Annotated in this window: 15 protein-coding genes; 2 read left to right on the forward strand and 13 right to left on the reverse strand. The window is 37.6% G+C overall.

Translation table 11 applies throughout. The features are described 5' to 3' along the window. Window positions 1-286: 286 nt before the first annotated feature. The 13 genes from purU to BLE01S_RS14080 form a co-directional block, all read right to left on the reverse strand. Window positions 287-1,195, reverse strand: a complete 909-nt coding sequence (purU, locus tag BLE01S_RS14020; protein WP_231955877.1) for a formyltetrahydrofolate deformylase — start codon at window positions 1,193-1,195, stop codon at window positions 287-289. A gap of 127 nt (window positions 1,196-1,322) precedes the next feature. Beyond that, on the reverse strand, window positions 1,323-2,744 hold the full coding sequence (locus tag BLE01S_RS14025; RefSeq protein ID WP_066143341.1) for a hypothetical protein: 1,422 nt from the start codon (window positions 2,742-2,744) through the stop codon (window positions 1,323-1,325). A gap of 91 nt (window positions 2,745-2,835) precedes the next feature. Continuing rightward, window positions 2,836-4,077: an ABC transporter permease gene (locus BLE01S_RS14030; RefSeq protein ID WP_066143343.1), complete on the reverse strand. Its 1,242-nt coding sequence runs from the start codon at window positions 4,075-4,077 to the stop codon at window positions 2,836-2,838. Next, window positions 4,070-5,002 carry an ABC transporter ATP-binding protein gene (locus BLE01S_RS14035; RefSeq protein ID WP_066143347.1) on the reverse strand — a complete coding sequence of 311 codons (933 nt, stop codon included), beginning with the start codon at window positions 5,000-5,002 and terminating at the stop codon, window positions 4,070-4,072. Before BLE01S_RS14035 ends, BLE01S_RS14030 begins: the two co-directional genes overlap by 8 nt. Before the next feature lie 10 nt (window positions 5,003-5,012). Continuing rightward, entirely contained in the window at window positions 5,013-5,870 is an 858-nt protein-coding gene (locus tag BLE01S_RS14040) for an ABC transporter ATP-binding protein (protein ID WP_066143350.1), read from the reverse strand. A 3-nt stretch (window positions 5,871-5,873) separates the two neighbouring features. Continuing rightward, complete coding sequence (locus tag BLE01S_RS14045; RefSeq protein WP_066143353.1) at window positions 5,874-6,269, reverse strand: GntR family transcriptional regulator; 396 nt, start codon at window positions 6,267-6,269, stop codon at window positions 5,874-5,876. Between the two features lie 18 nt (window positions 6,270-6,287). Continuing rightward, entirely contained in the window at window positions 6,288-7,022 is a 735-nt protein-coding gene (locus tag BLE01S_RS14050; RefSeq protein WP_066143357.1) for a hypothetical protein, read from the reverse strand. Between the two features lie 402 nt (window positions 7,023-7,424). Further along, window positions 7,425-8,249, reverse strand: coding sequence for a DUF368 domain-containing protein (locus BLE01S_RS14055; protein ID WP_066143360.1), 825 nt, complete (start codon window positions 8,247-8,249; stop codon window positions 7,425-7,427). A gap of 140 nt (window positions 8,250-8,389) precedes the next feature. After that, entirely contained in the window at window positions 8,390-10,264 is a 1,875-nt protein-coding gene (locus BLE01S_RS14060; RefSeq protein ID WP_066143365.1) for an ABC transporter permease, read from the reverse strand. After that, the gene (locus BLE01S_RS14065; RefSeq protein WP_066143459.1) at window positions 10,239-11,003 is read right to left on the reverse strand and encodes an ABC transporter ATP-binding protein; all 765 of its coding nucleotides are present in this window, start codon (window positions 11,001-11,003) and stop codon (window positions 10,239-10,241) included. Before BLE01S_RS14065 ends, BLE01S_RS14060 begins: the two co-directional genes overlap by 26 nt. A 118-nt stretch (window positions 11,004-11,121) precedes the next feature. After that, window positions 11,122-12,093, reverse strand: a complete 972-nt coding sequence (locus tag BLE01S_RS14070) for a sensor histidine kinase (RefSeq protein ID WP_066143367.1) — start codon at window positions 12,091-12,093, stop codon at window positions 11,122-11,124. Further along, a complete protein-coding gene (locus BLE01S_RS14075) occupies window positions 12,090-12,791 on the reverse strand; it encodes a response regulator transcription factor (RefSeq protein ID WP_066143370.1) in 702 nt (233 codons plus the stop codon). The genes BLE01S_RS14070 and BLE01S_RS14075 overlap by 4 nt, the downstream gene beginning before the upstream one ends. A 56-nt stretch (window positions 12,792-12,847) precedes the next feature. Then, on the reverse strand, window positions 12,848-13,168 hold the full coding sequence (locus BLE01S_RS14080) for a cupin domain-containing protein (RefSeq protein WP_066143373.1): 321 nt from the start codon (window positions 13,166-13,168) through the stop codon (window positions 12,848-12,850). A gap of 89 nt (window positions 13,169-13,257) precedes the next feature. Between BLE01S_RS14080 and BLE01S_RS14085 the strand changes: the two genes are divergently transcribed. Both BLE01S_RS14085 and BLE01S_RS14090 read left to right on the forward strand, forming a co-directional pair. Then, window positions 13,258-13,584: an MGMT family protein gene (locus tag BLE01S_RS14085; protein ID WP_066143461.1), complete on the forward strand. Its 327-nt coding sequence runs from the start codon at window positions 13,258-13,260 to the stop codon at window positions 13,582-13,584. A gap of 65 nt (window positions 13,585-13,649) precedes the next feature. After that, window positions 13,650-14,573, forward strand: a complete 924-nt coding sequence (locus BLE01S_RS14090; protein WP_231955876.1) for a nuclease-related domain-containing protein — start codon at window positions 13,650-13,652, stop codon at window positions 14,571-14,573. Window positions 14,574-14,615: the final 42 nt, after the last annotated feature.

Genomic DNA, 14,615 nt, shown 5'->3' on the forward strand with positions numbered 1-14,615 from the left:
ACCCAAACAATTCCCAGGCAGCTAATAATCCCAACCGTGTATCCAATTTATATGCTATAACTGTTACTAATATTGGTAAATCCATGGTTATCTTCTTAATAAAAAGGACTTACAGATAATGAGAAATGCTATTTGTAGAATTTAATATGTTTGGAGGGGAGTTTTAATTTATATAATGATATAAAACAGGTATTCAAATTAATGTTGAACAAGATAAAAAGAGCCCTCTTTTGGAAGGCTCTTTTCGTTTAGACTTTATATTAAGATTCGTGGTCAATCAGGGTAGTTACTGAAATACAATCGTTTTATTATCATGAACAATTACTCTGTCTTCTAAATGCCACTTCACTGCACGCGTTAAAACACGACGTTCAATTTGTCGACCGATTTTCTTTAAATCACCAACATGATCACGATGGTCCACACGCTCAATATCTTGTTCAATAATTGGACCCTCATCTAAATCATTCGTCACATAATGTGACGTTGCACCAATTAACTTTACTCCACGATTATAAGCCCGTTCGTACGGACGAGCCCCGATAAATGCTGGTAAAAAGGAATGATGTATGTTAATAATTTGATTTGGAAAATGGTCAACAAACTCCGGTGTTAAAATTTGCATATAACGTGCAAGTATCAATAGATCAACGTTATATTCTTTCATTAAACGTATCTGCTCTTCTTCCACCTGTTTGCGAATATCTTTATTCGCCGGAATGTAGTGAAATGGAATCCCAAGCGACTCCACAATCTCGCGTGAATCTTCATGATTACTAATCACAACAGCGATATCTGTTTCAAGATCGCCATTTTGCCATTCCCAAAGAAGTTCCATTAAACAATGTGGTTCTTGAGAAACGAAAATAGCCGTGCGCTTTCGTTCATTTCCATATGTAAAATCATAGTCCATCGAAAATTTAGATGCGAGCATGTCAAAGTCTTTTTCCATTTGTTCACGCTTATTCACAAGATCTTCACAGTGAAATTCAATTCTTATGAAAAAGGCTCCGCCTTCTGGATCACTTGTATATTGACTTGATTCAATAATATTTGAGTCATGATCATATAAAAACTTCGACACCGTTGCTACAATACCAGGTCTATCTGGACATTTAACTAATAAACGGCCTCGATTTTCAAATTGTTTGTTTAATTGTTGTGCTTTTTTCTCTATATTAATTTTAACAGACACTATATCCACATCTCCTGTTGTTATCATTAATATTTCATTATATATGAAGTCATCGCGTTTGAAAATAAAAAAACAAAAGTTATGTGTGAGTTGTGTGGGTGCCAGGCACCCACACAACTCACACGACTTAAAAAATGTAAACTGCTGCGATTGTTGTGATGATTAGGCCGACAATAACTGGAAGAAAGTTTTTACGCACAAGTTCCATGACGGAAACACCACAAAAGCCAGCGATGGCGATAAGTGAAGACCAAGCAATAATTGTACCTCCACCAGTCCATACCGATCCCATTTGTCCAATTGCGGCTAAGGTCGAGGCATCAATCGAACTATTTTGTAGGGAGGCTGCAAGTGCACCGGTCAATGGCAAACCAGAAAATCCAGAACCATCTAATCCAGTAATAATTCCAATGATTAACACACTAAACGCTGCGAATAATCCGCTTTGTGGCAACATAGTTTGTGCTGATTGTACAATATCAAACAATAATGCGGGAGATTCACTTTCTAGCCCTAATATATTACCAGCGAAATCGGAACTTCCTAAGAAGAAAAATCCAGCAATTGGAATTACAGGCCCCATCGCTTTAAAAGCAAAGACGAATCCGTCTGTTATATGATTGGTTATATAATCAAGCGCATGTTGCCTTCCGTAGGCTACGGTTGATAACAACAATAAAATAACCGCTACTCCACCAATAAAAGCAGCCCCGTCTCCACCTTCAAGCCCACTTGTTCTTCCTGCCATAATTTTTGTGTAAATCATATAAAGAACAACACCTAACAGCGTGAAAGGAACTAAAACCGAAAACAGTTTGCTCCACATCGTTACATGTTGTGAATAAGCTTTGTTTTTTGTTTCTGTTGTTGATTGCATGGTTTGTAACTCTAATTCATTTAATGGATCATTTTTAGGGCGAATTGTTTTTCGATATAGAATATAAGCGAGAACAATCGCTACTCCTCCAGCAATTAAGGATAAAATTAATGCTTTATCCGCGACTAATTCCGTTTCAATTCCTGCAGATTTTGCTGATAAACCCGGTGCTACTTGGATAATATAATCCGAGGAAAGCGCCATACCTTGCCCTGCGAGCGCTACTGCAATAGCAGCAAACATTGCTGGAAGTCCTGCTCGAACTGCTGCGGGAACTAATAACGCACAAATAAGCGGCACTGCCGGCGTTGGCCAAAAGAATAGTGAAATAACATAAGTAATCACAACAAGGACAAAATAGGAAACATGACCATTGATCATGAGCTTTTGAATCGGTAGAATCATACGACGGTCTGCTCCTAAATCACGTAAAGAATGAAGTAATGCCAGCATAAATGTAATAATCAAAAATATGTTAAAAAGCTCTTTAGCCGCTACTAAATTTGCATTAAAAATGGCGGTAAATCCTTTAATTATATTTGCATGGTATATCGAAGCAATGACAAATGTACCTAATAAAGATGGGAGAACGACTCCCTTACGGAAAATCATCGTTAAAATAATTAATAGCGTAAACAACCCATATAACCAATGAACCAACGTGAGTTCCACAACACTCACTTCCTTTCCTTATAGGCGTGTGTAATAGCCTATGAGAAAAGACAAAAAATTGTGTGGGTGCCAGGCACCCACACAATTTAGCTTATGCCCACATCCATTTCCAGATTTCTTTTGGTGTGGCATTTTTTCCGTACATTAGAATACCGATTTTGAAGATCTTTCCCGCTAGTTTCATAAATAACCATATACTCGCTAATAATATAATTAGAGAAATAATAACTTCTGTCCATGGCCATTCTTCAAGCATCGACAAGCGCACTAATAGGATGGCTGGAGATGTGATCGGGATAAATGATCCAATCTTCGCAATCAACCCGCTCGGATCACTCATAATTGGAGCAATAAATAAAAATGGTAGGAAAGGAAGCATCATAATCATCCCTTGGAAATTACTTGTTGCTGTTAATTCTTCTACAGTTGCTCCAATGCCAACAAATATAGCCGCAAATAGGAAGTAACCCGCAAAAGCAATGAACAAGAACAACAATAATTCAGGGACTAACAAGTATTCCAAGAGCGGAATGTCCATTTTCCAAATGACTAGTGGAATAAGGAATACGAGCCAAACAATTACTTGTGTAATACCAAGCACGAAATAGCCAATAATTTTTCCTTGCATTAGCTCTGACGGAGTTAATGAGGATAAAATGATTTCCGCTACTTTTTCTTTCTTTTCTTGGGAAGCTGATTGGAAAATCATCATTCCTGTCATGACAATGGAAAATAAAATAATCCCTGCAAAAATACCTGGTACCGCTCGTTTCAGTGGATCAGCTACTGCTTCTTCATCTGCCGGAATCGTTTCCTCACCATTACTTAGCTCCTCAACATTTACCGGTTCAATTACAATCCGACTTGCGATTATTTCTTTTTGTTCAGCAGTTAAACCAAGTCGCTCGATTTGCATTTGACGCAATGGCTCCTCTAATGCGATAGCTTCATATTGAAAGCTTTCATCTACATCAGCACTCATATACATATGGATCTGCCCTTGTTCAAGACCATCTTCTGTTAAAGCTATAAAAACAGTCTGCTCAGAATCTGTCGCTGCTGTTTGCATAGCAGCCTCTTTCATATCAGTCTTTTCTAAATCCCAGTTGAAAAGCCCATGCTGGATAACGGTATCTTCGACTTCGTTCCAAACATTCAGTTCATCGAGCATATACACTTTCACCATTTCCTCTGAATCATTGCCTCCAAATAAACTTGGTACAAAAAAGAAAATCATAAAAAGCACAGGCGTTAATAATAAAGAGATGATAAAAGATTTATTGGACATGTTTCTTTTGATTTCCCATTTGGCAACCTTTAGACTATTACGCATAATTATCACCACTTTCTTGCAGTAAATGATTATCTGTTGCGACATCAATAAAGATTTCATGTAAAGAAATTCTATCGATCGAGAGCTCCTGAATATGTAAACTTTCCGGAAGCTGCCTCAACCAAGTTGGTATATTAACATCTTGGGTTAAATAAAGAATCGATACATCTTCACTTTGCTCTACTCTCTGCACCATCGATAGTTTTTCTAATAGTGAAAGATCATTTTTCCCTCTAATCCTGCATTTAAAGTTAGCATATTGATTTTTCACATCTTCCATCGTTCCATAAATCACCTTTTGTCCGCGGTGAATCATAAACAATCGGTCACATAATTGCTCGACCACATTCATTTGATGTGAGGATAATAAAATTGCAGTCCCATTATTTGCTAGTTCTCTTATTTCCCTTTTAAAAAGTTCTTGGCTTACTGGATCTAATCCAGAGAATGGTTCGTCTAAAATAAGTAATTCAGGTTCATGAATGATCGACGCAATAAATTGAACTTTTTGCCCCATCCCTTTCGAAAGTTCCTCCACAGAAACCTTCTCTTTTCCCTCAAGGTCAAACTTCGCTAAGTAAGCTAGAGCCCGCTCTCTCGCCTTCTTCACTGGATAGTCCTTTAGGTCTGCTAAATATAAAATCATATCCATTACCTTTACATTTTTATACAAACCTCGTTCTTCCGGCAAATAACCAATTTTATGGCGTGGGATTTCATTGGCAATATGATTGTGAAAAGTAATCGTACCTTCATCAGGATACATGATTCCCATAATATTTCGGATTGTCGTTGACTTCCCCGCTCCATTCGGTCCCAAAATTGCCATGATTTCACCTTTACGAACATCAAAACTAATATCCTGAATGATGCGTTTCTTTTTAAATGATTTACCTAGTTGATTTACTGTAAGAACATTTTCCATCTACTTTCCCTCACCCTTTCTTGCTCAACATGAATGTTAATATTTCATCAAGTTCGACAGCTTTTGAATCTATCCATCTCATATCTTTATTTCTAAAAAACTTTTCTGTTTCTATTGGGTTGCTCGTAACGATCGTACCGCCCTTGCGCTCCACTTCACCGGGAATTATATTTTCTAGAATAGGACTTGGAAACCAGTAACGTTTGTACTGTTCTGTCAATTCATCTTTTTCGAATGAACCGATTAATTTTCCATTTTTCATGATAGCGATATAATCAGCAAGTTTACGAATCTCTTCCACTTGATGACTAGCAAATAAGATGGTTTTATCTCCATGTTCCATCCACTCTACTAATAGATCTTGCAAGACTTTTTTTGCTGGGATATCGAGATGTGATGTCGGCTCATCCAATATTAGCAATTCAGCATTTCTTGGAAGAGCGAGGGCTAGATTCAATTTCTGCTTTGCCCCTTGTGATAGTTTTTCATATTGCTTCTTAAGTGGCACTTCGAATAAGTCAATCATTCTCTGGAACAATTGCTCATCCCAGTTTGGATACCAATGGGAAACTAAGTTTCGCAGTTCTTTCCCCGTAAAAGGAACCGCTCCAGGCATGGATTGTGGTAAATACGCAACCCTTTTCTGCCAATCCTCCTCTTCTTTACGAATGACCTGCCCAAAAAGTTCGATGTTTCCTTGATTTTGTTTCACTAAATTCAGGATTAATTTAAGTAAGGTGCTTTTCCCTGCTCCGTTATTGCCAGCAAGGGCTGTAATCATGCCGGATTCTATCCGCAAATCTATCGGTCCCAACTGAAACTCGTCTATTTGTTTTTGTATACGCGATATTTTTATTGCTTGTTCCATTCCTTACTCTCCCTTCCCTTGATAGTTTTCCACTATGTTTTGAAATATTGTTTCTGCTTCTTCTAATGAATAATCATGGCGAAGTGCTGTTTCAATTGCCGTCTCAAAAGCAAGCTTCACTGCCGCTATCTTCACATCTTTCTTCAGTCCCTCTTCAATTTCAGAGACGAATGTTCCTTTTCCTTGTGTGGTGCGTATGAAACCTTGCTGTTCCAAATTTTGATATGCCCTTCTCGTCGTTATCATACTAACTTCAAGATCTTTTGAAAGAGAACGAATTGAAGGAAGAAGTGTCCCTGCATTTAATTGTCCACTTGCGATTAATGCTTTTATTTGTTCTTCTACTTGAAAATAAATCGGTTCCCGCGAATCCTTTGAAAGTCGAATTGGAAGTTCCATCTGTCGCTTCCTCTCTTTCTATTTAAAGTAATCAATTCGTTCGATATTTTTCCTCATATAATGTGGCCAATAAATCATGAAGGCTGCCGCTATACAGATGGAGAAAAAGGCTGATAGTATAGGCCATTTATTAGCCACTTCAATTGACCAGTAAACGAGGCCCTCACCTGTAAATATATAAAGAGCAATAAATGCTCCAAGAAACACAACCACTGAAATGAAAGTGTATATGACTAATTTTAATTTTGAGTTGTATTCTCCAGATTCACTAGCCGGAAAAACGCCCCCTATCACCATACCCGAACTAAGCCAAATAAGGGAAAATGCGATATATTCACCAGGAGATAATAGATCTCTTATCGTTGGCGAACTGATAAATATCATAATTAATACAAGTAAATGGGCTGGAATCGAGGTCAAGTAATATTGAAGAAAACGACTCTTGATCAAAATATCTTTAGGGATCGGTAACTGCTTTAACAAGACAAAATATGGTGAAGCCCAAAACTCTCCAGCTAATTTTTGATATTGGAACTCTTTTGGTTTCGTCCAAATAATTGCGAACCAAAAGATAGTAGCAAAAAGAATATCGTCTAACACCGAATGTGATCCATCACTTAATATATTGTTCTCCAATGTATAAAGGATAGCAAAGAAAAATATTAAATAAGGTAACATGGCAAAAAGCATACCTTTTCTATATGCCTTTAATTCAAACTTCACTAACCAAAGTGCCTGCTTCCAACTTTCCAAATGAGTCTCCCCCTTAAGTTCATGTGTGTATATCCATATACACACTATACAACATTAATTACAAAAAGCCAATGATTCAATTTAATTCATCTGTAAGTTGCAAAACAGGAAATCTGAGTGTAGACCATAAAATTTCCAAGATTGAATTACATATTTTAACGGATTCATGATTAAAACCGATTGGTTAATTGTATTTACTGGTTGTCACGGAGGCGTTACTGTCCATCATGAGAAATTTACATGCCGTCATCGATGAGATACTAGCCATCGTATTTATTTACAAGCCATGAATCGCAAGATACTGTCCGTCAACTTTTTTACAATAAAAAAAGCACACGTGAATAACGTGTGCACTGCATAGCAATTAGTATTTGTTCCCCGCGAAAGAAAAAGTCGATACTTTCATTGGCTTGTTTTCGTAAACTTCTCTGAACTAAACCAGAGCGAAAAAACAAGGCCCACTAGGAAAGTAATAATACTAATCCACAGATCCAGTCCTACTGGAACACCGGGAAACATGACGAAGAATGAACCAAATATTAATCCAACGATAACTGCATAGGTCATATGCTGAAAATTTGAAAGCAAGTATCTAATAGCTTTACTACTCACAATGAAACCAATAATAACACCTGCACCAATCGTAAGAATTAAAGGGATATTAAAGTCTTTTAAAGCTTTAATTGCCGTTGTATAAACGCCGATTAATAACAAAATAAAAGATCCACTAATACCCGGCAATAACATCGCCATACTTGCCAGCCAACCTGAAAAAAACAGTAGAAAGAACGTTTGAATGTTTAGCGAAGTAATGGGTGCAGCGGCTTTATCTGGTTTAATAAAAGCCAGTGAAGCAAGTAAAATAGCAACAACAATTAAACCAATCATATGGTTTGCTTTAAAGTTTTGTTTCGCTCCAGCTTGTCTCAATATAAATGGGATCACACCAATAATCAAACCCATAAAAAAGAATTGTGTTGGTGCTAGATGGCTTTCAAGCAAATAATCAATTAGCCTGCTAAAAATAAGTAATGCTGCAACGATTCCAATTCCAAGCGGGACTAAAAAGCCAATATGTTTTTTCCACTCACGACTAAATAACCCACTAATCGCTTCTAGTAAACGAGCATAAATACCAAGCACAAATGCCACGGTTCCACCGCTCACACCCGGGATTAAATCCGTCACTCCCATTAGAAGCCCACGGTAAATGTTTTTCCAGTCCATATAATTATTCCCCTCTATTTGATTTCACTATTGCATATTATAGCATGCAACAGTGAAACAATCGGTCCTATCCCCGTAAAAAAGCTAATCTTAAACGAGAAAAGACATGTATTTCAGGGAAGTTTCTGTTATCACCTCTTCTAAATAGATCTTTTTATTTTCCGTATATAATTGGCGCGAATAAAGAAAAAGTAAACGATTTGTATCACACTAAAACTTCCAAGTACAAGGGCTGATTCCTTCACTAAACTAAAGTTAAACATATGTTGAAGAGCTGTAAGTGCAACCGCACCATGGATAACAGCGACAATAATTGGCACAAAGAACAAGAGTGCTAACTGGACTGAGAGAATCTTTGATAATTCTTTGTCAGTTAATCCTAATTTTCCTATCGCGGAAAACTTACGCTTCTCATCTTCTAAGTCAGCATAAAGTCGGAAATATAGAAAGCTACCAGCAGCTACGAAAAATACTGCCCCGATAAACAAACCGACAAATAGAATTGCTCCGTACCCTTGATTCACTTCATTCCAATCAAAGGCTAAAGAATGGAATTGATAAGCATCTCCGAATTTGCCAATCTTTTGTACTAAACTTTTACCAGCTTCAACCGTTTCCTTCCAATCCTTTATATAAAAAGCGGAATATTCCTGTTGTATTTCAACCTGTTGTAGCTTATCAAAAAGCGCGTCATCTACAACAAAATAATCATGATAAGGCGGAAATAAGTTGGATAAGATTCTTTCGTTCTGGTCAAGGACAATATTATCTTCTTCTAAATTGATTTTTCCACGTTCCCAATCTGGCGTCATTCCGAGCGAACTATGGTATTGAATAGGAATTGCTTCATTTTGTTGGATGTCGACCTTCTTAAATCCCGGTTCTTCAATCTCCACCAGTTTATTATAGTCTGTCTCACTTACAACGAACATGGGATAATTAGTTTCTTTAAAATTAATCCCCTTTATTTTTACGCTTGCTTCCTTATATGGAATATCAGCAAGTTCCTCCTTGATCAACCTAATATGTTCTTCCCCTTTCACATTCCCCTCATTTATATAAGTAAATGCAAATGGGCTTTCTTCAACGGCGGCAGTGGTCATCATCGAGCGGAAACCAACGAGCGAGCCAATTGCTGAAAATGCTACAGTAGATACAATCGCCACAAAGAAGAATGTCCTCGCATTATCTTTCATACGATAAGCAAGATCAGAAAAAAGCACCATATTTGTCTTTTTCCAAAACAGAGATTTTCCTTTTCTAAGCCTATTAATCGTGTAAACACTTAGTTGTGTAAAAAGAAAATAGGTACCTATTATTACAACGATGATCACTGGTATCATCACCACTACCACTTCCATATTACGAGCTATCAACGCTCCCGCATAGCCGATTGCGAGTAGGAGAACAGCAATAATAGATAAAGCAACAGAGGCTTTCGGCTCTTTCTTCGGTGCAGAACTTCCTTTAATTAAATCGACTAGCTTATTCCCTTTTAAAATCGAGACTGTTGAAAAGGAAATAATAATAAATAACAATAAAAAAGCGATAAATGTTAATAGCAAAGCCTGAATTGGCCAATAAAATGGCAATGTCTCTTCTAAATCTAAAATATTTTCTGCGGCAAGCAATATTATTTTACCAAAAACAATGCCAAGCCCCATACCAGAAATAGTCGCAAAGAAACCAATAAAAACATTTTCTAAAAAGACCATCTTTCGTAGTTGCCCATTGGTCATCCCAAGCATGACCATTAATCCAAATTCTTTTTTTCTTGATTTCAAAAAAGCACTCATGGATATAAGGACGAATAGGAAGGAAAATACATATATAATTCCTTCAGCAACATGCAAACCCATAGATACATTCGCATTGATCGATGATAAAGATGGATGAAAAGCGAAAATAGCATAAATGAAAAATACGAGTACGGAAAATGTGCTGCTGAGGAAATAGGCAGCATATGTCCGTTTGTTACGAAGGACATTGTTAAACGCGAATTGTCGAAAGGTCATGCGAATCCCCTCCTAGCAGCGATAACACATCGATGATTTTTTGGAAAAAGGCTTGGCGATTGTCACCACGGTGAATTTCATTAAACAACTTTCCGTCTTTTATAAACACAACACGGTCACAATAACTTGCTGCAATTGAATCATGTGTTACCATCATCATCGTTGTTTTTTCTTTTTTATTAATCGTTTCAAGCGTCTCCATCACCGCCCTAGAAGACTTTGAATCTAAATTCCCGGTCGGTTCGTCGGCTAATATCATGTCTGGATCGTGAATAATTGCACGAGCGATTGCTGTCCTCTGCGCTTGCCCACCGGAGATTTCATAAATACGCTTGTTCAAAATCTCGGTTATCCCTAGTCTTTCTGCAATTGCCTCCACTTTTTCTTCCATTACCTTTACCTTTTCACCGTCAAGCGTGAGAGGAAGCACAATATTTTCTTCCACCGTTAATGTAGGTAGCAAATTAAAATCTTGAAAAACAAAACCAAGTTTTCTGCGTCTGAATAAGGCAAGATCATTTTGTTTTAAACGAAACGGGTCTTTATCGTTCAGTAAAATGGCACCTGAAGTTGGTCTGTCAATCGTTGCAACCATGTTGAGCAATGTCGTTTTCCCACTTCCAGACGGGCCCATTATCCCAACAAACTCACCTGCTTCAATTGTTAAATCAATATCATTCAATGCTCTATATGCTACTTTTCCATCATATACTTTACTTAAGTTTTTAATCTTTAACATATCCAACATAAAAACCCCTTTCTCATCTACACATAGTGTAACGGAAAAAGAGGTTCCTCAACCATCGGTTCAGCTTTCACTTTTATTACATTTCTGTAAGGTTGGACTAGGTCCGAAATTAAATAATAAGTTTTACCTTTGTACCTTTATCTTTTTCAGACTCCATTTCAATTTCGTGACCAAGAAGATCACAAACCTCTTTTGCCAAATATAGGCCCATTCCAGTTGATTCGCGATACAGGCGACCATTTTCTCCTGTAAAAAACGGGTGAAAGATACGTTTCATATCTGTTTTTGCGATTCCAATCCCATGGTCTTGAATTTCTATCAAGGCATGATCTTCTGCTTTTGAAACAGTAATCATAATTTTTTGTGATATTCCCGAAGAATACTTTACTGCATTTGTTATAAATTGATTTAAAATGAAGCTAAGCCATTTCTCATCTGACTCCACTACAATTTCTGGATCAATATTCGTTTCTGGATACACTCTACTCTTAATAAACAAGCGCTTATTATCACGGATCGTTTGCTCTGTTATTTTTCCCAATGATACAGGTCCTACTTGAAAGTCATGTTCAAAAGCTTCCAATCTTGCTGCATACAGAACCATTTCCAACCCTTTACCCAACCGATCTGCTTCTTCGCGTATGCTTTCAATTTTTTCATCATCATCTTCCTGAGCAAGCAGTTCGATGACAGATAAAGGTGTCTTCATTTGGTGTACCCATTGATTAATGAAGGTAAGGTGATCACTTCGCTTTTTCGCCTGAACATTAAGTTCATTCATATATTGGGTATATTGCGACTTTAATAGCCTTTCCAATGCTTCTGGCAATGGGGCATATCCTAATGATTGATTGGCTTCATCCAATCCTTCAATGGAAGATGTTAGCCGCTTATAAAAAGCCTTATGCGTGATATATCGATACGTTAAGTAAACAGTTAACAGAAAAGCTCCAAGAAATAATGAGTAAAGAACCAGTGGATAATTGCGATAACCACCAAGCCAAAAGGTAAATAAGATAATCAAAACTTGAACAATATTAATGGAAATAAGCGGAATGTGTTCGCGAAGAAATAATTTCATCTTTTATTGTCCCATGCTGGATTGATCCTATAGCCTGCCCCTCTAACTGTTTCAATTGCATCTTCTATCCCAATTTCTTGAAGCTTTTTCCGTACCCTCGCAATATTTACATTTAAGGTGTTCTCATCTACAAAAGATTGGTCATCCCAAAGTTTTTCAAGGATTGCCTCCCGACTCGCCACCCTTGGTGACCGCTTCATCAGCATTTCAAGAAGGATTGCTTCCTTTTTCGTTAAGGTGACTACTGCTTGATCTTTTTGCAGTTCCATTCTCTCTACGTAAAGCCTAAGTCCCTTCAGGTCGACAATCCGTTCTTCTACTTTAGGGGCATATTCTCCATAAGCACGCCTTAAATTGCTGCGTATCTTTGCCATCACAACTTCATAATGAAAAGGCTTTGTAATGAAATCATCTGCTCCATTTTCCAGTGCCATTACTTGATCCATTTCACCTGATCGAGCAGAAATAAACAAAATCGGACACGTAGATAATTGCCTGATCTGCCTGCACCAGTAATACCCATCAAAGCTTGGTAAATTGATATCTAGTAATACCAGATCCGGTTTTGTTTCTTGAAATAGGTCTGTTACGTATTCAAAATTTTCGGTGAGCACAACATCATACCCAAATTTCTCAAGATGACTCATAAGAAGTGCCGCAATTTTCGGATCGTCTTCAACAATCATGATTTTTGCCATATGGTTCTTCCTTTTTCATTTAACATTGCATCATTATCGCCAGATTTACAAGCATTTTATAATGATTCATGGGCTTGGACAATATAAATACTCAATGTCCCGTCACCGGTATTCTCAATACTTACGTGCTGTTTGTCGGCGGCATGAATCACATCTTTTTCGGAAATAGGGTGTTCCTTATCGTCAATCTTACATATCCCTTTTCCTTCGATCACATACATATATACATTAGAGTCTGGATGAGGATGTGGTGGCAAAACTTGCCCTGGTAAAAAATTCAATACTAGTGCAGTTGTCTTCCCTTCCTGAAATAATTCTGTTTTCACCAATCTACCATCATTAAATTCCTTATCTTCTCCAGCGTTTTTAATTGTCATTTTGACAACTCCCTTCTTTACTATTACTTTTACCCTGCTGCTCCATTTTTAAAAGGTGGAATGTTATACTGTTGGTGGGTGAAGTAAAAATGGAAACTTTTACAGATAAGATTATTCGTACGATTCTAGATATTCCTTCAGGTAATGTGGCCACATATGGACAGATTGCTGCGCTCGCCGGGAATTCGCGAGGTGCAAGACAAGTAGCACGAGTACTACATTCTATGAGTGCAAAACATCAACTGCCATGGCATCGAGTAGTGAATGCGAAAGGTGAAATTGTTGTTAGTGATGGGATTAGACAGAAGGAGTTGCTCGAGGAGGAAGGTGTTTTTGTCGATGCAAAAATGCGTGTCGATCTTAAAAAGTTTCGATGGGCAGCGGAAGACATTGACATGGATTGGTTAAATGGCTAGTGGATATATTAAATTAATGGAGGTGGATTTTAATTATTGTAAAAAATCGTGACGAGTCGTTATATATGCAAAGTTTACAAATGGGTTTGAATCGGCTAGATAATAGTCATCCACTATCACCAACATTAGCTGAAAAAATTTCATCCAAGCAGGCTGGCATTGGAGGGGAAGAGAGATTAGCAGATATTTTTCTCAAATATACTTTTACAATTGAGCACCGCATATTCCACGATGTATCACTCTTCTCTAGCACACATTTCCAAATGGACAGTCTGTTTATAACATCCTCATTTGTTCTTATTTTTGAAGTGAAAAACATTGGTGGAAGATTGAAATTCATTGACGACCCACCACAATTAATTCGCACGAGACCCAACGGGCAAGTCGATGGTTATGAAAGCCCAGCTACACAAGTCGAGCGGAACGTCGAATTATTTGACGAATGGCTTCAAGCTCGTGGCGTCCACCTTCCAGTTATCGGAGTAGTCGTCCTCGCCTACCCCAAACAAATTGTTGAAAAAGCCCCTGCGAAAACCAAGGTCCTCTTCCCAAACTTAATTCCTACCTATATTAGAAGTCTTTCGATGTTTCCCCTTAAGCTAGATAATGGAAAATTAGACTGGCTAACCGCTGAAATCCTAAGTGAACATCAATTTTATGTACCGAAACCACTTTGCGAAATGTTTCCTATTAATAAAAAAGATATTCAAACTGGTGTAGTCTGCCCATTATGTCATAATATCGGAATGAAAAGAATAAAAAGAACGTGGCATTGCTCCAACTGCGAGAAAAATAAACAATTAGCCCACGAACAAACCATAAAAGAGTGGTTTCTATTATTTGGCGGAACGATGAAAAATGCAGACTGTCGCCAATTTTTACACATCGATAACAAAGACACAGCGACCCGCATTCTTCAAAAAATGAATCTCAAATTCAACGGGAACTACCAACACCGCACATATACTATGGATTTTACTTATAAATGAGAATGGATTGCTCTATGCGAGAATGAGAGTCAGCTATGTGAG

The sequence above is a fragment of the Lederbergia lenta NBRC 16444 genome (assembly GCF_001591545.1).
Classification (GTDB): Bacteria; Bacillota; Bacilli; order Bacillales; family Bacillaceae_C; genus Lederbergia; species Lederbergia lenta.